We start from the raw sequence: 18,377 nt of genomic DNA, 5'->3' as shown, positions 1-18,377 counted from the left end.
CGCAAAGCAACAGCCATCAAGGCCCTAGCCCCGGCAGCCCGGCAAGAGTACCGTCGAGGTGACGATGTAGCAGGACAGCCGGGAGCCCGGTACAGGGACTGGCCGCCCTTGGTTCTCAGAGGAGCCTTACAGTGGCTGGATGGAATGCGGATACAGCAGCAGGACCCCTCGGCGCCGGGACTGTCACCCTGGTGGAAGGCACGTCCTTCTGCATCTCCCTGCCCAATGGGGACATTCACCCGGACCATCCCCACGGCATGTTTTTCCAGGACACCCGGGTCCTGTCCGATTGGGTCCTCACCATCAACGGCCAGTCGCTGGAGCCACTGACCGCCCAGACGAAAGAGCCTTACAGGGCAGCCTTTGCCGGGCGCGTCACACGATCTGACGGATATGCGGATACGCCGCTGATCGTGGAGCGCTTGCGGGAAGTAGGCGTGGGAATGGTGGAGCATGTGACCGTCCGCAACCATTCGATGGAACCCGTGGAATGTTTGGTCGAATTCGCAGTGGGCTCGGACTTCGCGGACGTTTTCGAAGTCAAGGAAGCGCGGGTCCAGAGGCAGTGGGAGGAGTCCCGCGAGTACAACCACAACACACTGACCATCCGCTCCCGTTGGCAGGATGTCCGGAAGTCCGTCGTCGTAAGTTCCGATGTTGCCGAGGCGACCCGCGAGGGCCTCAGGCACCGGACCACTATCCCTCCACGCGGGCACTGGAGCACCGTGGTCACCATTGCTCCCGGAACCGAGGGAGGGGCGCCTGCGGCGCCTGTGGTGCGTCCCGCCGTCGGCGAACTATCCCGCAGCGATCAGCGTCGCCAGGAATGGGTGGCCAAAATTCCCGTGCTGCACATGGGCAACCACTCCATCGAGAGGACGCTGCGGCGCAGCTATGACGATCTTGGCGCCCTCCGCATTGAAGACCCCACGCACCCGGACAGGGTGGTTGTGGCAGCAGGAGCGCCGTGGTTCATGACGCTGTTTGGCCGCGACTCCCTCTGGGCTTCGGAGATGGCCATGCCCGTTGATCCTTCCCTTGCCCTGGGCACTCTGCAAACGCTTGCTGACCGGCAGGGCAAGGTGGTGGATCCCATCAGCGAGGAAGAGCCCGGGAAGATCCTGCACGAGGTCAGGCTGGACGTCTCCAGCGGTCTGTCGCTCGGCGGCAAATCCGTCTACTACGGCAGCATCGATGCCACGCCGATGTTCGTCGTGTTGCTGGGTTCGGTCAGCCGGTGGGGGTTCGCCAAGGACACCATTGCGGCCTTGCTGCCCAACGCAGACCGGGCCCTGGACTGGATCCGGGACTATGGCGACAGGGACGGCGATGGATTCGTCGAGTATCAGCGGCTCAATGACCGCGGACTGATCAACCAGGGCTGGAAGGACTCGTGGGACGGCATCAATTTCGCGGATGGGCGCCTCGCGGAGCCGCCTATAGCGCTCTGCGAAGTTCAGGCGTACGTCTATGACGCGTACATGGCCCGGGCGTGGATAGCGTACGACGCCGGAGACGCACCTTTGGCGCGGGAACTAGCCGATCGGGCAGCGGAGTTAAAAGTCCGGTTCAACGAGCAATTCTGGATGCCGGACCGGGGCTATTACGCCATCGCTCTGGATGGAAGGAAACGGCAGGTTGACGCTTGCGCGTCGAACATGGGCCACTGCCTGTGGGTGGGGTTGGTGGACGAAGACAAGGCGCCGCTCGTGGCCGAACGGCTGATGTCTCCTGAGATGTTCAGTGGCTGGGGAGTGCGCACCCTCGGAACCGACATGGGCGCTTACAACCCGGCCAGCTACCACAACGGTTCTGTTTGGCCGCATGATAACGCCGTGATTGCCGCCGGCCTGATGCGCTACGGGTTCGTGGAAGAGGCCCAACGAATTTCGACGGCACTGCTCGAAGCTGCCGACTACTCCGAGGGCCGCCTGCCGGAGCTGTTCTGCGGCTTCAGCAGGGAGCAATACAGCGAGCCCGTACCGTATCCCACCGCGTGCTCACCGCAGGCGTGGGCAGCCACTTCGCCCATCCAGCTGGTCACCAGCCTGATGAGATACGACGCCCATGTCTCCCGTGGCGGGTTCTGGATGGATCCCCAACTGCCGGCGTCCTACGGGGACCTGCATATCACCAATGCGCCTATGGGTGGTGGCAGGGTAACAATCGATATCGCGGATTCCGTTCCCACGGTGCAGGGGCTTCCGGAAGGGATGGTCTTCCATAGAGGACACCGGCCCTGGTTGACCGAACTTGTGGAGCAGGCCGGCCTTCGGAAGAAGGGCTGACTGCTATGGGGTTGGCATCAAATCGGCTGCGGGACGGGCGGCTGTTTCGCTCACGATGCCGGCTGCTTCGCGCATGATCCAGAGAGCCGGGGTGCCGTGCAGGGCAGGCATGACCTCACCCTTGATAATGAGGCGCGTGGCCCGCGGGTCTCCCGCGACAGACCACCATCCGGTCTTGGGGCAGTGGTGCCCGGTGCGCGATGTTTCAACGGGCTCTGGAGCCAGGGTAGCGGGGCGTCGCTTTTTCATGGGAGGTCCTTCACTCAAGGGGCTTTCAGCGGATGCGAAGCCCGGTTTCAGGTAGTGAACCAAGCGTAGCAATTGTCAACAATTGACGATAGTACCTAGCGAAGGGAATTTCCGGCGTGGCCCAGCGGACAGTTTCGGATCTCATCGTTGAACGCCTTCAAGCGTGGGGCGTGGACAGGGTCTTCGGATACAGCGGGGACGGCATCAACGGCTTCATGGGCGCGCTCCGCAGAGCCCAGGATGCGGTGGAATTCGTGCAGGCAAGGCACGAAGAAGCAGCCGCCTTCATGGCCGTGGGGCATGGAAAATACACGGGCGGCGTCGGGGTGGTGACTTCGACGCAAGGCCCGGGCGCCATCCACCTGCTCAACGGACTCTACGACGCCAAAATGGACAGCGTTCCAGTGGTGGCGATCATTGGCCAGCAAAGCACCACCGTCCTGGGCTCGGGCTACATGCAGGAAATCGACCTGCTGACCGTGTTCAAGGACGTTGCCGCACAATTTGCACAGCTCGCCAGCTCTACCGAACAGGTACCCATGCTCCTGGATCGCGCGTTCCGTACAGCACTGGAGACGAAGTCCCCCTGCGTCGTGATCATCCCCCACGACATCCAGTCCGCCGAGGCACCCGAGCTCGAACATGAGCACGGAATCGTTGTCACCGCCCCTGTATGGCACCCCGCACGGGTGATGCCGCGCGAGGAAGACCTGGATGCCGCCGTCGAGATCCTTTCCAAAGGTGAGCGGGTAGCGTTCCTGGTGGGCCAGGGAGCGCGGGGTGCCCGGACCGAGGTCCAAGCGCTGGCCGAAAAGCTGCAGGCAGGCATCACCACCAGCTTGCTGGGAAAGCCGTACGTCGACGAGACGCTGCCCTTCGCTGCCGGCACCATGGGCCACCTGGGCACTTCTGCCAGCGCCTACGTCCTGGACAACTGCGACACACTGCTGATTATCGGCTCCAACGATCCCTGGACGGAGTTCTATCCAAAGCCCGGGACTGCCAAAGCTGTTCAAATCGACATTGATGGCCGGAAGGTCGCCAACCGCTACCCCGTGGAGGTTGGAGTGGTGGGCGATGCGGCCGCGTCGCTGGCCGAGCTCACCCAGCGGCTCGATCAGCAGCCCAACCAGCCGGAAAGCGCAAGGGCCAAGTGGCGTTCCGACGTCGAAACGCAGGTCCGCGCCTGGCGTCACCTTTCAGAGGAACGCGCCAACATACCCGCAGATCCCGTGAACCCGGAACTCGTGGTCCGCGAACTCAACGGCAGGCTTCCGGACAACGCACAGTTGAGTATCGACGTCGGCAGTTGCGTTTACTGGTACGCCCGCCAGCTGACGCTCTCGCCAGGAGTCCCGGCCCATCTCAGCGGCACGCTCGCCAGCATGGGATGCGCGATTCCCTACGGCCTGGCTGCCAAGCTTGCTTACCCGGACCGGCCCCTGGTGGCCTTTGCCGGCGATGGCGGTATGCAGATGCTGGGCATTGCGGAGTTGATCACCGTGGCGCATCGATGGCGCAACTGGTCCGATCCCCGGTTTGTGGTGTGCGTTTTCAACAACCGCGACCTTGCCGAGGTCTCCTGGGAGCAGCGCGAAAACGAAGCCGAACCGCGGTTCAATGCCAGCCAGGAGATCCCGGACTTTCCATATGCCGCCTATGCGGAGCTGCTGGGCCTGGCCGGAATACGGGTGGAGGACCCGGCCAAGCTCGGCGATGCGTGGGATTACGCGTTCTCGCTGGACCGCCCTGCAGTCCTGGAGGTCCTGACTGACCCGGACATCCCGCTGCTTCCGCCCTTCCCTGCCGCGGAAAAGAAGCTGGAAGACATGCGGTCCGCGCTGGCAGCTGAAGGCGCCGACGGCGGCCGCGCCCGGAAGCTTCTGGACAGCTATGCGGAGGCCGGGTCCCGGCTGCGGGACCCGGCCGGAACGTAGCCTAGAGGTTTTCCACCAAAGAGACGTCGCGCACGGCGCCCTTGTCCGCCGACAATGCCATGGCGGCGTAGGCGCGAAGCGCTGGCGACACCTGGCGGTCGCGGTTCTTCGGCTTGTAACCGCCGTTGACTTCAAGTTTTTCGCGGCGTTCGGCGAGGATTTCGTCGGAGACCTGCAACTGGAGGGAGCGCGTTGTGATGTCGATGCTGATGATGTCACCGTTCTCAACCAGCGCGATGGCACCGCCGGAGGCGGCCTCAGGGGAGATGTGTCCGATCGAAAGCCCGGAGGTTCCGCCCGAGAAGCGGCCGTCCGTGATGAGGGCGCACTTCTTGCCCAGGCCGCGTCCCTTGAGGAACGACGTCGGGTAGAGCATTTCCTGCATGCCAGGGCCACCCCTGGGGCCTTCGTAGCGGATGACCACCACGTCGCCTTCCTTGACCGTCTTGTTCAGGATCATTTCCACGGCTTCGTCCTGCGACTCGCACACCACTGCCGGGCCTTCGAAGGTCCAGATGGACTCGTCCACGCCTGCGGTCTTCACCACTGCGCCGTCCACTGCTACGTTGCCGCGCAGCACCGCCAGGCCGCCGTCCTTGGAGTAGGCGTGCTCCACGGAACGGATGCAGCCGCCCTCAGCGTCGGTGTCCAGGGAGGTCCACTGGTTTGACTGCGAGAAAGCTGTGGAGGAACGGACGCCGCCGGGAGCTGCATGCCACAGGGCCTGGGCCTCCTCGGTGGCCTTGCCGCCGCGGATGTCCCAGTCGTCCAGCCAGCCGTCCAAATCGTTGGAATGCACGGAATGGACGTTCTTGTGCAGGAGGCCACCGCGGTTCAGCTCACCCAGCAGGGCGGGGATGCCCCCTGCGCGGTGCACATCTTCCATGTAGTAGGTCTTGTCTCCGGCCACGTTCGGGGCCACCTTGGCCAGGCAGGGCACCTGGCGGGACTTGGCGTCCATCTCGGCCAGCCCGTAGTCCACGCCCGCTTCCTGGGCCGCGGCCAGCAGGTGCAGGATCGTGTTGGTGGAGCCGCCCATGGAGATATCCAGGGCCATCGCGTTGTCAAAAGCCTCGGCAGTGGCGATGGAGCGCGGCAGTACGGAGTCGTCGTCGCCGTCGTAATAGCGCTTCACCAGCTCGACGATTGTGGCGCCGGCTTTCTCGTACAGCGCCTTACGGGCGGTGTGGGTCGCGAGCACTGAGCCGTTGCCGGGCAGTGCCAGGCCGATGGCCTCGGCGAGGCAGTTCATGGAGTTGGCCGTGAACATGCCCGAGCAGGAGCCGCACGTGGGGCAGGCGTTTTCTTCGATGAGGTTGATGTCTTCATCGGAGATGGATTCGTCCACGGCGTCGGCAATTGCGTTCACCAGGTCCAGGGAGCGCACGGACCCGTCTGTGAGGGTCACGCGGCCAGCCTCCATGGGACCGCCGGAAACAAACACCACGGGGATGTTCAGGCGCAGGGCTGCCATGAGCATGCCCGGGGTGATCTTGTCGCAGTTGGAGATACAGACCAGTGCGTCGGCGCAGTGGGCGTTGACCATGTACTCAACGGAATCTGCGATCAGGTCGCGGGACGGCAGGGAGTAGAGCATGCCCGAGTGGCCCATGGCGATGCCGTCGTCCACGGCGATGGTGTTGAATTCGCGCGGAACTGCACCGGCGGCGAGGATCGCATCGGAGACGATCCGGCCCACGGGAGCAAGGTGGGTGTGGCCGGGAACGAACTCGGTGAAGCTGTTGGCGACGGCGATGATCGGCTTACCGATGTCCGTGTTGGCGACGCCGGACGCGCGCAGCAGTGCGCGGGCACCGGCCATGTTGCGGCCATGGGTAACTGTTCTGGAGCGAAGTGCAGGCATGCATACCATCCTGCTTTGGTGCGCTATGGCGCGGAAGACGGTGTTGCTACTAGTAGTGAAACTAACAGAGTAATAGTGTTGTACAGGTGAAGGATGAGAGGCGCAAGGAACTGGGACTTTTCCTCAGGACGCGCCGGAACCAGGCCCTGCGTTCTGACTATGGTCTTCCTCCAGTGGGGCGGAGCCGGGAGCGCGGCCTCCGCCGGGAAGAGATCGCGTTCCTGTCCGGGGTCAGCGTCACCTGGTACACCTGGCTTGAGCAAGGCCGGGATATCAGCCCTTCCCGGCAGGTGCTCGAGGCCGTAGCCCGCACGCTGCATCTATCCGACACCGGGCTCAGCTACGTTCTGTCCTTGGGCGGCTATTCGTCCGCCATGCCAAAGGGGCCCGTTGCGGCTGATGCTCCCCCGCACGTGCAACGGCTACTGGACGCCCTGGATCCCAACCCGGCCTATGCACTTTCGCCGGACTGGGGCGTTGCCGGCTGGAACAAGGCCTACGAGGCCCTGTACCCGAACATTGGAACCTTCGACGCCTCCGATAGGAACCTGTTGTGGCTCGTGTTCACGGATCCGTACGTCCGTGACCTTCTCCCCGATTGGGACGTGACCAGCAAGCGGTTCCTTGCCGAGTTCCGCGCCGAGACCGGTCAGCGACTTGGCGATCCCGATGTTGAGTTTCAAGTTGAACGGCTTAAGCAAGCCAGCCCGGAGTTCCAGGAGAGCTGGGACCGCTACGACATCCTGGGCTTCGAGTCCCGGGAACGGCTTTTCCATCACCCGGCGGTGGGCGTACTGCAGCTGGAGCACCACCAGGTCTCTCCGTCTGACAGGCCGGATCTCCACATCGTTGTCTACACACCGGCGCCCGGCAGCGATGCAGGTGAGCAGATGCAGCGGCTGATGGGGAACGGCAACTAGCGACATTGTTGGGAAACCAGCGGCCAGGTTGCTTGACAGAACTGGCGCTTCGTCGATTTTGCAACACGCATTGCTACCTATTAGGTGTGGGTAATAATCAGAACGTGACGCAGAATATTTGTCACCTTCTGAACATATAACTATCGGCATTGCGCGCCCTCGAGACGGTCAATTGATAACCTCACCGAAGTATTGACAATAATCACGCAGACCCTTGAGACTGATCCCACGGCCAGCACGTCTACGCTTCGCCGACTACCAGGAAAGCCAGAGTTCTCCGTAATGGCAGGTTGGGTAATAACGGAAGCTTTGAATCCTGCTGGTTATCATCCACAGTCCAAGGGAAGAACTGCCGAATGAACAAGCTTGGACCATCATTGGCATGTGCGGGACTGGCGATAATGGTCGGCCTCACAGCTTGCGCGTCCGAAGCGCCGAAGCGCGGGCAAGAATTAAATCAGCAGCCTGGAGTGACTGCATCAATGCAACCCAAGGATGCCTATGCCAATATCCCTCTTGACCAAATTGAGGAGGTGGTGACAGGCATTGATTTCCTATGGGATCTCGGGGATCCCCTTTACGGATATAACAACTATCCGATCGTTGCGCGCGTTTATATCGAGTCAATCGATGGCGGACGCACATTCAGCCCCATTTCGAACCAAAGTGTCTTCCCGCAGACCGTTGGCAAGATGACGATTCGGGAAGTTTACAAGGGTGACGTCGAGCCAGGTGCACAAATAACATACTCCCGCGCCGGCGGAACCGTAACTTACGAGGATTACTGGAGCAGCCTCAATCAGGCACAAAAGGACAAGATACTCGGCTTGAATCACGGCGGGAAGCCAGGCGACACGAAGTACGTTCAAGCAAAGATCATGGACGACATCGATGTTGAGGTGGGCAAAGAATACCTGGCACTCCTCCTACCGGAGTCTTCCACTGATGGAAAACTCCACGAATATTTGATTACCGGATACCAGTACGGCCTCAGGGAAGCCAAAGGTTCCGGTGCCGCTACAACGGTCCTCAACAACCAGACGCATACCTGGGAGAGTCTCGGCAGCTTTGTAAAGTTGCCCTGGCTTTCAGCTGGATCAGTCGCAGCGCCCGCGCCTCCTGGTTCCTGCATCCAGCCGGAGTTCCCGTCAAGCAGCGCAACTCCCCGCGTAACAACTTGCCCCGCTCTGTGAGCCATGCCATATTCGTTCCATGATCAGCCTGTTGGACAGCTGGACTGCTGGACAAACCAAAGTCGTTAGGGTCGGTGCCGCCGAGGCGGTGCTTGCCACCCTGAGGGCTGCCATCGAAGACGGCAGCCTTCCAGTAGGTTCGCGCCTGGATTCGGAAGCCACGTTGGCGCAGCAGTTCGGCGTCAGCAGGACCATGGTGCGCGAGGCCCTGAAGTCTTCAAACGCCCTGGGCCTGACCGTAACCCGGACGGGCAAGGGCACATTCGTCATCGCCGACAAAGTTGGCCAGGACCTGAAACTGGGCAAGTACTCGGCGCGCGAACTCCTGCAGGCACGGCCTCACATTGAAGTGCCGGCCGCAAGCTTGGCCGCGGAACACCGCAGCCAGCAGGATGTCGAATCACTCCGGGAAATCCTGCGGGCCATGGATGAAGAAGATGATCTGGAACAGTGGGTCATCCTCAATTCAGAATTCCATGCGATCATCGCCCGCAGCAGTGGCAATGGCGTCTTCGCATCGATGCTTTCCGACATCGAGGAAGCCATGGCCAACCAGTCCAGCACCTTGAACCAGGTAGTGGACCGGAGAAAGGAATCCGGCCTCGAGCACGCGGCCATTTTTGAAGCCATCGAAAATGGCTCGGCTCAAGATGCCGGAATCGCCATGATGCGGCACCTTCATGGCGTAGAAGGATCGCTTGGGGCTGTCCTACCGGTCCCGGCGCCCTAAAGCGCTGGATCGAACGGCAGCCCACCGCACCATTCGGACGGGTTCAACGACGAATCCGCATCGCCTCAATGCGCCCCTTTGGGCGCCTGACCATAGGAAATGATGACAAAAAAGTCGACCGCTTGGACACGGCCATGACAACGACTTCCATCAAAGCCCCCACCCGAACCCAACTCACCAGAAGCCAAATCCTCAACTACCTTGCTCGCAATGGCGCAAGCAAAGTATCAGACATCACCCACGGCGTCACGGCATGCAAAGATACGGTCAAGGCCCGCCTCTCCGAGCTCGAGGAAGAGGGGTCCATCCGGGCAAACGTTCCTGCCGACATCCGCGGAAGAACCACGCCCTACTACTCGCTCACCACAGCCGGGCTTCCGCCGGAGACACCAAAAACAGTCATCACGGTGCATATCAAGCACGCTGCTGACGGCCGGTTAACCTTGGCATTCGACGACTACCCGGGGCTCACAACTACAGCCCGGAGCTTCATCGATATACCGGAGGCTGCCCGCAACGCCGCATCACGTTACACCGGCCACCCCGAGGCCAGCTTCGCAGTACACATCCGCTTCTGAAAGAACGACGGCGGTACGCGCCATAGGTGCGTCCCGCCGTCGTTCTTCTGCCTAGCGGCTTATCACCCGCCCGTGCCGCCCCCTCAACCTCCAGTGCGGTGGATGGTGAATGCGGTGAGGAAGCCTACAGCTGCAGTCAATCCGGTCAGGTTGTGGTGTTCCTCGAAGGCCTCAGGAATCATCGTGTCGGCAAGCATGGCCAGTATGCCGCCTGCGGCGATGGCGGTGATGAAGGCGATCAGGGCCTCGGGTGCATTCTCCAGCGCCGTATATCCCAGCAGGGAGGCAAGCCCGCTGAAGACGGCTATCCCGGTCCACGTTCCAAAAACGTAGACCCGGCTGCGCCCCGCCTTCTTCATCCCCGCCGTGCTGGACAGTCCTTCAGGAACATTGGAAATGAAAACTGCGGCGAGCATGGCAGGGCTGACGGTGCCTGAAGCGAGAAGCCCAAGCCCGAGGACCACCGATTCGGGCACGCCATCGATGAGTGCGCCAACCGCAATGGCCGTGCCGCTGCCTGGCGAGTCCTTCTCGGAAGGCTGCCGTCCGCCGGAGCGCTTGCGGTGCTTGGCGCCTGCACGGTTCAGGAGAACGTTCGAACCGACAAAGATCACAGCCCCCGCAAGGAATCCTCCGATCGTCGGCAACAAGCCGCCGCCCTCCACCGCCTCATCGACGAGCTCGAAGGCGAGTGCCGAAATCAGCACGCCTGCGCCGAAGGCCATGATGGTTGATACAACCTTTGGCGGGACTTTCCATAGCCAGGCGATTCCGGATCCAAGGACCAACGCCCCTCCGGCAACAGTTCCCCACATCAGCGCCTGCAGCCACATCGGCATGATTCCTTGCCCTTCCACGCAACCGGCTCGAACCTGCATGGTAAGCACACTTACTACCGATCCGCACAACCCATGGCGCTGCGCCGCGGGAGAGCGCAATATGGGGGAATGAACGCGCCCAGCGCCGACGGTCGTGGCCGGAATGGAAGTCCGGCGCAGGGTGGTCCCGCCGGATTCGGGACCCGCCTGCACCCGTGGAGCCGCTACGTGGCGATGGGCGATTCCTTTACTGAAGGGGTAGGCGATCCGGAGCCCGGCAGCCCCGGCGGTCTGAGGGGCTGGGCAGACAGGGTCGCTGAAGAATTGAGCGCCGGCCACGAGGACTTCGCGTACGCCAACCTTGCAGTGCGCGGCCGGCTGCTCCACCAGATCCTGGAAGAGCAGGTGGGCCCGGCCCTTGACCTGCAGCCGGATCTCATTACGCTCAACGCCGGTGGAAATGACCTGCTGTTCCACCGGAGCGATCCCGACAAACTGGCCCTAGAACTTGATTCCGGCGTGAAAGTCCTGGCGGACACAGGCGCAACAATCCTGCTGTTCGCGGGCCCCGACTGGGGTGCAACCCCAGTGCTCGGACATGCCCGTGGCAAAGTAGCCATCTTCAACGAAAACATGCGCATCATCGCCGCCCGCCACGACGCCGTGATCGCCGACCTCTGGGCGTTGCGCCAGCTCACCAACCCGCAAATGTGGGATCCGGACCGGCTGCATTTCTCCCCGCTGGGCCAACACACAATCGCCATGATGGTGCTGGATACGCTCAATGTCCCGCACACTTTGGAGCCGATGGTTCCCAAGACCCTGCCTCCACGCACGTGGCGGGAGGCGAGGGCGGACGACATCGTCTGGGCGCGGGAACACCTGGTTCCCTGGGTTCTTCAACGTCTCACGCAAAGGCTGGCCGAGGACAACCGACACCCCAAGCGACCGGATCCCGGGCCTGTTTTTGGCGCCGGAATGCCGCCGGGGACGTACGTGGGAACGGATCCGCACGAACAGTGATCGCGAACCCCGAAGAAACTAGCCCGTCGGCTGGGCCTCAGCTTGCGCGCGGATGCTCCAGGCGGACCAGTCCAAGGGGTGAACCGAGGGGCGTCCGAGCAAATATCCCTGGGCGGCAGTCACCTTTAACGCCGTGACTTCCTTGAGTTCTGAGGGAGTTTCAATGCCCTCCGCAACCACAGCAGCTCCAACTTCCCGGGCAAGCTCGACCACTGCCCTGGCACGGATCCGTTGTCCCTCGCTGCCTTCGATACCTTCAATGAGATGGCGGTCGAGTTTGATGATGTCCGGGCTCAGCTCGCTCAGGAGGTCCATGGAAACGAAACCTGCCCCGGAGGCGCTGACAGCAACACGCAGGCCGAGCGAGCGCAACTGGCCGAGTCCGTCGTCGCGCGTTTGGCCTTCCAGGGGTTCCAGGCTGCCGGTTAGTTCCACGATGATCCGTTCCGGCGCCAGCGAAGCAGCAGCAAGCAGGTTCCGAACCCTTGGGTCACGGGAGGTCGCCGGAGTGAGGTTCAAGGCAACATACATGTCATGGGGGACGTCCTTGGCCGCAGTCAGCGCGCAGTGGAGGGCTGCGATCTCCAATTCAGTCCCCAGGCCCGCTTCCGCGGCCTCGCGGAACCAGACATCCGCACCCGCGCCGTCCTCACCGACAAACCTGGTCAACGCTTCGACGCCCACCACATTTCCGTCAGGAAGTGCATGGACCGGCTGGAAGGCCGTCAACAAAAGCTTGTCCGCCAGTATTGCCTGGATGTCTTCCCGAACCTCCTGGCTGACGGGAACGGTTACCGTTCGCGCTGCATCGGAGGACTCAAGGTGGACACTGGAAACTTCCCGTAGAAGCGGAACCGCCGGCTCCGGGGCCGGAACCTTCCGTGTTTCCAGCAGGTGCTCCAGCAAAGCGCCCTGGGGATCATCCGGACGAGCCTCCATGAGCTGGCGAAGCTTGTTCCTGGGCCCTTCACTCTTCGGATCGGAATCACCGAGGATGGCATCGATGATGTCCATCACCTGTTCGCGCATGGTCATGTCCCGGGCAGAGGTGGACGCCTCGACGTCCTCCGCTGATGGGTGGTCAGCACCGCCGCCCGGTGGAAAAGAGCCCGCCTCTTGAGCCATTGAATATTCCTTTATGAGTATCCCCCGCTGGCTAAGCCAGACATGACCTGAACCCGAAAAAGCTTGGGCCCTGCCACGAATCTTACAGAGAAACTCCGCGTTCCAGTTAGGGGCCTGATGCAGTCCAGGAAAACCGTGTCGTGCGGCAGCCAGCACTGGGATGCTAGAGGTGTGATGTCGATTTCCACGGAATCCCGGACCGCGCTCACCTGGAAGCTTTTGCCAGCGGGGCTGCTATCCCTGTCCGGGGTGCCACTTTTCGCTCTGGGCAATGACTTTCTCGGTTACGCACTCGTGGCGGCCAGCATTGTCACCGCTGTATTCATCGACCACGGCCTGATGCGGCACCTGGCAGTGGTAGCAGCCGGAATGGTCATCATCAGCCTTGTACCCCTGAACGCGGATCTCAGCATCGGACACATGACACTCATGGGTGGCGCCCTTGCTTTGGCCGTGCTGGTTCCGTGGCTTGTATCCCGTTACCTGTACAACGAAAAGACCATCAAATTTCCGGTCAACACGGGCCGTCCATGGCCGCTCGCCGCGAAGCTATACCTGGTGGGCGTCGTAGCGCTTGGGTACTTCATCCTCCCGGCCTACCTCATTCGGACGGGCGTCTACCACAATTGGCCGGACGCGTCCGATCCCACCATTTTCTGGCGCCTCTTCCTCGGAGTGAACTCCGTGGGCATTTGGGACGAACTGTTCTTCATCTGCACCACGTTCACGCTGTTGCGCCAACACTTCCCCGACTGGTTGGCCAACCTCCTGCAAGCCGTGATCTTCTCGTCCTTCCTGTGGGAGATCGGTTACCAGGCGTGGGGTCCCCTCCTTACCTTCCCGTTCGCGCTGCTGCAGGGCTATACGTTCAAGCTGACGAAGTCCTTCACTTACGTGGTGTCAGTTCATCTGCTCTTCGATTTCGTCCTGTTCCTGGCGCTGGTCCATGCGCACAACCGCGACTGGTTGCCCATCTTCCTGTACTGACCTCGGAAACTTCCTGTGCTGAGGCCTAGGTACTGAGGCCTCCGTACTGATGCCTCCGAGGCGGTGCGCCTAAAGAACACTTTTCGGCATGCCTAACTTTCGGTTATCCTCAGAACAGATCTCCGCGAAGACGAGGATAAGACATTGGCCGTCCCCACCCTGCAAAGACGACCCGCACCAGCAAAGCTATGGTCGCGGCTTCTCCTGCTTGGCCCTGCGTTCGTGGCGGCGATCGCGTACGTCGATCCCGGCAATGTGGCCGCAAACCTGACGGCCGGAGCCAATTACGGATATTTACTGGTGTGGGTGCTGGTTGCAGCCAACGCCATGGCAGTCCTTGTGCAGTACCAATCAGCGAAGCTTGGCCTGGCTACCGGCCTGAGCCTTCCGGAGATTCTCGGCAAGCGGCTTGGCACCAGGCGCCGGCGTCTTTACTGGGCGCAGGCCGAGATCGTAGCCGGCGCCACGGACATGGCCGAGGTGATTGGCGGTGCGGTTGCACTCAATCTCTTGTTCGGGCTACCCCTACTGGCTGGCGGCATCATCGTTGGCCTCGCATCAATGATGCTCTTGGCGCTGCAGTCCCGCCGCGGCCAGCGCTCCTTCGAGTACGCGATCCTGGTATTGCTGGGAATCATTGCCGTCGGTTTTGTATCCGGCCTGTTCGTCAACCCTCCGGACGCCGGAAGCGCACTGGGCGGTTTGCTCCCCCGCTTTGAGGGCACCGATACAGTCCTGTTGGCAGCAAGCATGCTCGGTGCCACAGTGATGCCGCATGCAATCTACCTGCACTCGGCCTTGGCGCGGGACCGCCACGGCTTCTCAGAGAACCCGGCGGTGCGGACGCGGCTGATCCGCGCAACCCGCGTTGACGTTGTGGGCGCCCTTTTGCTTGCCGGTGTGGTGAACATTTCGATGCTCCTGCTGGCTGCCTCCAGCCTCCGGGGCATTGAGGGAACAGACACGATTGCCGGTGCCCACGCGGCCGTGACGTCGGCACTTGGTCCGGCTATCGGCGTCGTGTTCGCAATCGGCTTGTTGGCCTCCGGCCTCGCATCGACATCGGTAGGCTGCTATGCCGGTGCAACCATCATGGGCGGCCTGCTAAAAGTACGCATCCCCTTGCTGACCCGCCGCGTGATCACCCTCATTCCGGCATTGATCGTTCTGGGAGCAGGCGTTGAGCCCACCCTGGCCCTGGTACTGAGCCAGGTCCTGCTGAGCTTTGGTATTCCTTTCGCGCTGATCCCGCTCATAAGACTCACCGGCAAGCGGGAAGTCATGGGCATCCATGCGGACTCCAAGCCATTGAAGATAGCAGGCTGGACGAGTGCAACTTTGATCGTCGGGCTGAACATAGTGCTCATTACACTGACTATCACCGGCCATTCCTAAAGCACTAAACCGCACCGTCCCCCACAGAAAGCTCCCTGGCCATGTCATCCAGGAAGCGCATCACGGTTTCACGCTCCTCTGGAGTCAGTCGGGCGGCGGCCAGAAAACGCCGTGCTTGCTGGCGCCCTACGGTCCGCATGGCCGTCTCGTGCGTTTCAGGGGTGATCGCGATCGCAAGGGCGCGCCTGTCTGTGGGGTGCGCTTGTCTTGCGATGTGCCCCGCGCGTTCCAGCCGGTCGAGAAGTTTGGTGGTGGACGCCGTCGAAATGCCCAGATGTGCAGCAATGGCGCCGGGGGTGGCAATGACTCCGCTATTGGCGCTAACGATCAGGTAGTGCAGGGCCCGCATATCCGAGTGGTTGACCTTCATGAATTTCAGCGAGGTCTCAGAGAGCCGCTGTTCGGCCTCACGCAACCTTTCAAGCGAGGCCATGACTTGGCTGATCTGCTGAACATCGTCACGGGATAGCCCCTCACGGTCTACCAGTTCGCGCCCGGGATCATTGACGTCCATGTCATACATGCCGGTGGAAACCGAGGCTTCGATTTCATCCGGTCTGTTCATTCTGAGTATGTTACACCTAACTGCATACATGGTAGCCTTCTAGCTAGCTTGTCTAGCAATAATGGAGTGATCTCCACGTTCAAGGGGCCGGAGGAAGGGCAAAGATGAACGCGACGGAAATGGTCGTCCTTCTCGACGACGCCGGCAGGCCCATCGGCGAAACCTCCAAAGCAGCAGTCCACACCCAGGAAACTCCACTGCATCTTGCCTTTTCCTGCTACTTGCTCAATGACCTCGGCGAGCTCCTCCTTACGCGCCGCTCCCCCGAGAAGAAGACGTGGCCAGGGGTGTGGACCAACAGCTTTTGCGGGCATCCGGCTCCCGGCGAGGACCCCGAGGACGCTGTTCTCCGTCGCGCGCACTATGAACTGGGAGTGGACGTGAGGCGGATAGAGTTGGTTCTCCCTGACTTCCGTTACCGCGCCGTGGACCCCTCGGGCATCGTCGAGAATGAGCTTTGCCCTGTCTACGTGGCCCGGGTCCTGGGGTCGCTCCGGCCAAATCCGCTGGAAGTGTCTGACTACGCCTGGATGTCGCCGGGACTCCTTGCAGAAGCCTTGGACAGGACTCCTGCTGCCTTCAGCCCATGGCTGGCACTGCAATTTCCCCAGCTCGTCGAAGCCCAGGCTCTGGCGCTCGGAGCACAAGCATGACTGTCACGTCCGGTGCCACGCGCATCAAAACCGATCGCAGCAGAACCGATCTTTGCTCCGCCATCGAGGACGAACTGGGTGGACTCATGTCCGTCAGAGCCCTTGCAGCGGCCCCGTATGGTCCCCGTTTTGCCCGTCTTTGGGCCATTGCCGGCGAGAACGTGCTCGGCGGGAAATTCGTCCGCCCGCTGCTCCTGATGGAAATGTACGACGCCCTGCAAGAGCCCCGGATGCGCTCTGATCATCATCCAGACCGGCAGACCGCCATCAGCATCGCGGCCGCCGTCGAGCTCCTTCATTACGCCTTCCTCCTGCATGATGACGTGATCGACGGCGACCTCGTCCGCCGCGGCAGGCCAAACCTGATCGGGTCCCTCCTGACGGAAGCCGGCCTCCCGCTCGCGGAAGCCGGACTACCCCGCGCCGATAGCCAGCCCGGAGAACAGGCAATACTCCATTGGGCCCGCACGGGCGGAATCCTGATGGGCGATCTGTTGTTGGCCGCCACCCATCAGGCCTTCGCAAGGGCGGACCTGCCCCACCCTCTGCGTCTCCGGCTCCTCGATCTCCTGGAACACACAATCAACGAGACGGTGGCCGGAGAGCAACTCGATGTTGGCCTGGGCGACGGCGTCATCGCCCCCGAACTCGAGACAATCCTCATGATGTGCGGATACAAGACCGCCACCTACACCTTCGAACTTCCGCTTCGTGCGGCCGCCGCTTTGGCTGGCGCTGATGCTTCCATGGAATCGGTCCTCGCCACGGCGGGCCGGCATCTTGGGCTGGCCTTCCAACTCCAGGACGACTTTCTGTCCACCTTCGGGGATCCGCGCCAGCACGGCAAGGATCCCTTTTCCGATCTCCGTGAAGGCAAACAAACAGCCATCATTGCTTATGCGCGGATGACCAGCGCCTGGCCGGCGATTGAGCCATGGTTTGGTCGGTCCGAACTTAGCCGGCCGGAGGCGGAGCACGTACGCCGGCAGCTCAGCGACTGCGGGGCCGAGGCTTTCGTTCAAGGCCTGATCCGGGAGCAACTGGCACACTTCCACGAAATTTTACGAGGTCATGCCGCAAACATTCCCGAAACCGCACGCAACGTCTTGATCGATCTAGCCGCACAACTGGAAGGACGGCAATCATGAGCATCGATGTCGACACGTCCTTTGGGCATTTCACACGGACGGCCGAACGCGCCGCAAACCAGGTCATTGCTGCCTACTCCACCTCATTCGGGCTCGCAACCCGGATCCTTGGACCCCGCCACCGCCAGCATGTTCGCAACATCTACGCTTTGGTGCGTGTGGCCGATGAACTCGTTGACGGCGTCACTGCCGAAGCCGGCCTGAGTCACCAACAGCAGAACGACGCCTTGGACCACTTCATCGATGAAACCCACCGGGCGCTCCACATCGGCTACAGCAGCGATCTCATCATCCACGCCTTCGCCCAGACGGCACGGGCTGCGGGGATAGATGAGTCCCTGATAGACCCCTTTTTCGCCTCAATGCGCACGGACCTCGGCGAGCGCACGCCAACGCGCGCCGTTCCTCTCCGCTTTGATGCCGGGGCTCATCAGGGGTACGTGTACGGTTCCGCCGAGGTGGTTGGGCTGATGTGCCTTCGCGTCTTCATGCGCGGGGAGAACATCGACGACGGCGATGCCGCGGCTTTGCGGTATGGCGCCAGCAGGTTGGGCGCTGCTTTCCAGAACATCAACTTCCTGCGCGACCTCTCCGATGACACGGCCCGGCTGGGCCGCAACTATCTGGGTGTGGCAGACCATCTTGAGGACCGGGATCGTCTGGAATGGGTGAAGACGATCCGCGCCCAGTTGGACGATGCCAACGCCGTCATTCCCCTTCTTCCGCATGACGCCCGGGCCGCAGTGAGAAGTGCCCTGGCGTTGTTTGCTGCCCTGACGCGCCGCATAGAACAGACAAACATTGACGAGCTCTACCGGTCCCGTGTGCGTGTCCCTGACGTTTTCAAGGCAGGACTCGCGGCCCGGGCAGTCGCAGCAACCTGGCTGGAGCACCGATGATGATG

17 protein-coding genes are annotated in these 18,377 nt (G+C 61.8%); 12 read left to right on the top strand and 5 right to left on the bottom strand.

Features of this window, described 5'->3' with window-relative positions:
- The first annotated feature begins 131 nt into the window (after window positions 1-131).
- Window positions 132-2,288 (top strand): amylo-alpha-1,6-glucosidase, encoded by a 2,157-nt coding sequence (locus AC6I99_RS01645; RefSeq protein ID WP_497943778.1) that lies wholly within the window; start codon window positions 132-134, stop codon window positions 2,286-2,288.
- A gap of 3 nt (window positions 2,289-2,291) precedes the next feature.
- Here AC6I99_RS01645 and AC6I99_RS01640 read toward each other — a convergent pair whose 3' ends face one another.
- Complete coding sequence (locus AC6I99_RS01640) at window positions 2,292-2,537, bottom strand: hypothetical protein (protein ID WP_497943779.1); 246 nt, start codon at window positions 2,535-2,537, stop codon at window positions 2,292-2,294.
- A 116-nt stretch (window positions 2,538-2,653) separates the two neighbouring features.
- Between AC6I99_RS01640 and AC6I99_RS01635 the strand changes: the two genes are divergently transcribed.
- The gene (locus AC6I99_RS01635) at window positions 2,654-4,474 is read left to right on the top strand and encodes a thiamine pyrophosphate-requiring protein (protein ID WP_497959931.1); all 1,821 of its coding nucleotides are present in this window, start codon (window positions 2,654-2,656) and stop codon (window positions 4,472-4,474) included.
- A 1-nt stretch (window position 4,475) separates the two neighbouring features.
- On the opposite strand, the gene ilvD is transcribed toward AC6I99_RS01635, so the two are convergent.
- Window positions 4,476-6,338 carry a dihydroxy-acid dehydratase gene (ilvD, locus tag AC6I99_RS01630; protein ID WP_224094837.1) on the bottom strand — a complete coding sequence of 621 codons (1,863 nt, stop codon included), beginning with the start codon at window positions 6,336-6,338 and terminating at the stop codon, window positions 4,476-4,478.
- Window positions 6,339-6,424: 86 nt separating this feature from the next.
- Here ilvD and AC6I99_RS01625 point away from each other — a divergent pair, with 86 nt between their 5' ends.
- From AC6I99_RS01625 to AC6I99_RS01610, 4 genes are all read left to right on the top strand, one after another.
- Window positions 6,425-7,258 (top strand): helix-turn-helix transcriptional regulator, encoded by an 834-nt coding sequence (locus tag AC6I99_RS01625; RefSeq protein WP_224166101.1) that lies wholly within the window; start codon window positions 6,425-6,427, stop codon window positions 7,256-7,258.
- Window positions 7,259-7,614: 356 nt separating this feature from the next.
- Window positions 7,615-8,451: a hypothetical protein gene (locus AC6I99_RS01620; RefSeq protein WP_497943781.1), complete on the top strand. Its 837-nt coding sequence runs from the start codon at window positions 7,615-7,617 to the stop codon at window positions 8,449-8,451.
- 22 nt (window positions 8,452-8,473) lie between these two features.
- Window positions 8,474-9,181, top strand: coding sequence for a FadR/GntR family transcriptional regulator (locus AC6I99_RS01615; protein WP_224167436.1), 708 nt, complete (start codon window positions 8,474-8,476; stop codon window positions 9,179-9,181).
- Window positions 9,182-9,315: 134 nt separating this feature from the next.
- Entirely contained in the window at window positions 9,316-9,759 is a 444-nt protein-coding gene (locus AC6I99_RS01610; RefSeq protein ID WP_224094833.1) for a helix-turn-helix domain-containing protein, read from the top strand.
- An 83-nt stretch (window positions 9,760-9,842) separates the two neighbouring features.
- Here the strand turns inward: AC6I99_RS01610 and AC6I99_RS01605 are convergent, their stop codons facing one another.
- On the bottom strand, window positions 9,843-10,598 hold the full coding sequence (locus tag AC6I99_RS01605; protein WP_224166099.1) for a ZIP family metal transporter: 756 nt from the start codon (window positions 10,596-10,598) through the stop codon (window positions 9,843-9,845).
- Window positions 10,599-10,706: 108 nt separating this feature from the next.
- Here AC6I99_RS01605 and AC6I99_RS01600 point away from each other — a divergent pair, with 108 nt between their 5' ends.
- Window positions 10,707-11,600 (top strand): SGNH/GDSL hydrolase family protein, encoded by an 894-nt coding sequence (locus tag AC6I99_RS01600; protein ID WP_497943782.1) that lies wholly within the window; start codon window positions 10,707-10,709, stop codon window positions 11,598-11,600.
- A gap of 18 nt (window positions 11,601-11,618) precedes the next feature.
- On the opposite strand, the gene AC6I99_RS01595 is transcribed toward AC6I99_RS01600, so the two are convergent.
- Complete coding sequence (locus tag AC6I99_RS01595) at window positions 11,619-12,725, bottom strand: EAL domain-containing protein (RefSeq protein ID WP_224094829.1); 1,107 nt, start codon at window positions 12,723-12,725, stop codon at window positions 11,619-11,621.
- A 171-nt stretch (window positions 12,726-12,896) separates the two neighbouring features.
- Here AC6I99_RS01595 and AC6I99_RS01590 point away from each other — a divergent pair, with 171 nt between their 5' ends.
- Both AC6I99_RS01590 and AC6I99_RS01585 read left to right on the top strand, forming a co-directional pair.
- A complete protein-coding gene (locus AC6I99_RS01590; RefSeq protein WP_497943783.1) occupies window positions 12,897-13,712 on the top strand; it encodes a CPBP family intramembrane glutamic endopeptidase in 816 nt (271 codons plus the stop codon).
- A 144-nt stretch (window positions 13,713-13,856) separates the two neighbouring features.
- Complete coding sequence (locus AC6I99_RS01585) at window positions 13,857-15,107, top strand: Nramp family divalent metal transporter (RefSeq protein ID WP_497943784.1); 1,251 nt, start codon at window positions 13,857-13,859, stop codon at window positions 15,105-15,107.
- Window positions 15,108-15,111: 4 nt separating this feature from the next.
- On the opposite strand, the gene AC6I99_RS01580 is transcribed toward AC6I99_RS01585, so the two are convergent.
- Window positions 15,112-15,672 (bottom strand): MarR family winged helix-turn-helix transcriptional regulator, encoded by a 561-nt coding sequence (locus tag AC6I99_RS01580; RefSeq protein ID WP_497943785.1) that lies wholly within the window; start codon window positions 15,670-15,672, stop codon window positions 15,112-15,114.
- Window positions 15,673-15,776: 104 nt separating this feature from the next.
- Here AC6I99_RS01580 and idi point away from each other — a divergent pair, with 104 nt between their 5' ends.
- Genes idi through AC6I99_RS01565 form a run of 3 tightly spaced genes read left to right on the top strand, consistent with a single transcriptional unit; the run spans window position 15,777 to window position 18,372 of the window.
- On the top strand, window positions 15,777-16,325 hold the full coding sequence (gene idi / locus AC6I99_RS01575; protein ID WP_497943786.1) for an isopentenyl-diphosphate Delta-isomerase: 549 nt from the start codon (window positions 15,777-15,779) through the stop codon (window positions 16,323-16,325).
- Window positions 16,322-17,473, top strand: coding sequence for a polyprenyl synthetase family protein (locus tag AC6I99_RS01570; protein WP_497943787.1), 1,152 nt, complete (start codon window positions 16,322-16,324; stop codon window positions 17,471-17,473). Before idi ends, AC6I99_RS01570 begins: the two co-directional genes overlap by 4 nt.
- Window positions 17,470-18,372 (top strand): phytoene/squalene synthase family protein, encoded by a 903-nt coding sequence (locus AC6I99_RS01565; RefSeq protein WP_497943788.1) that lies wholly within the window; start codon window positions 17,470-17,472, stop codon window positions 18,370-18,372. The genes AC6I99_RS01570 and AC6I99_RS01565 overlap by 4 nt, the downstream gene beginning before the upstream one ends.
- Window positions 18,373-18,377 lie beyond the last annotated feature (5 nt).

The organism is Arthrobacter sp. TmtSoilC77, assembly GCF_059739415.1.
Note: the sequence above shows the minus strand (reverse complement) of the source record. Positions and strands in the feature narration are given on the sequence as shown.

What these genes read in the sequence shown, in the direction of transcription:
- AC6I99_RS01620 (WP_497943781.1), top strand. Translation starts at nt 7,615, where the DNA reads ATGAACAAGCTTGGACCATCATTGGCATGTGCGGGACTGGCGATAATG.
- AC6I99_RS01605 (WP_224166099.1), bottom strand. Translation starts at nt 10,598, where the DNA reads ATGCCGATGTGGCTGCAGGCGCTGATGTGGGGAACTGTTGCCGGAGGG.
- AC6I99_RS01570 (WP_497943787.1), top strand. Translation starts at nt 16,322, where the DNA reads ATGACTGTCACGTCCGGTGCCACGCGCATCAAAACCGATCGCAGCAGA.
- idi (WP_497943786.1), top strand. Translation starts at nt 15,777, where the DNA reads ATGAACGCGACGGAAATGGTCGTCCTTCTCGACGACGCCGGCAGGCCC.
- AC6I99_RS01610 (WP_224094833.1), top strand. Translation starts at nt 9,316, where the DNA reads ATGACAACGACTTCCATCAAAGCCCCCACCCGAACCCAACTCACCAGA.
- AC6I99_RS01565 (WP_497943788.1), top strand. Translation starts at nt 17,470, where the DNA reads ATGAGCATCGATGTCGACACGTCCTTTGGGCATTTCACACGGACGGCC.
- ilvD (WP_224094837.1), bottom strand. Translation starts at nt 6,338, where the DNA reads ATGCCTGCACTTCGCTCCAGAACAGTTACCCATGGCCGCAACATGGCC.
- AC6I99_RS01640 (WP_497943779.1), bottom strand. Translation starts at nt 2,537, where the DNA reads ATGAAAAAGCGACGCCCCGCTACCCTGGCTCCAGAGCCCGTTGAAACA.
- AC6I99_RS01595 (WP_224094829.1), bottom strand. Translation starts at nt 12,725, where the DNA reads ATGGCTCAAGAGGCGGGCTCTTTTCCACCGGGCGGCGGTGCTGACCAC.
- AC6I99_RS01580 (WP_497943785.1), bottom strand. Translation starts at nt 15,672, where the DNA reads ATGAACAGACCGGATGAAATCGAAGCCTCGGTTTCCACCGGCATGTAT.
- AC6I99_RS01600 (WP_497943782.1), top strand. Translation starts at nt 10,707, where the DNA reads ATGAACGCGCCCAGCGCCGACGGTCGTGGCCGGAATGGAAGTCCGGCG.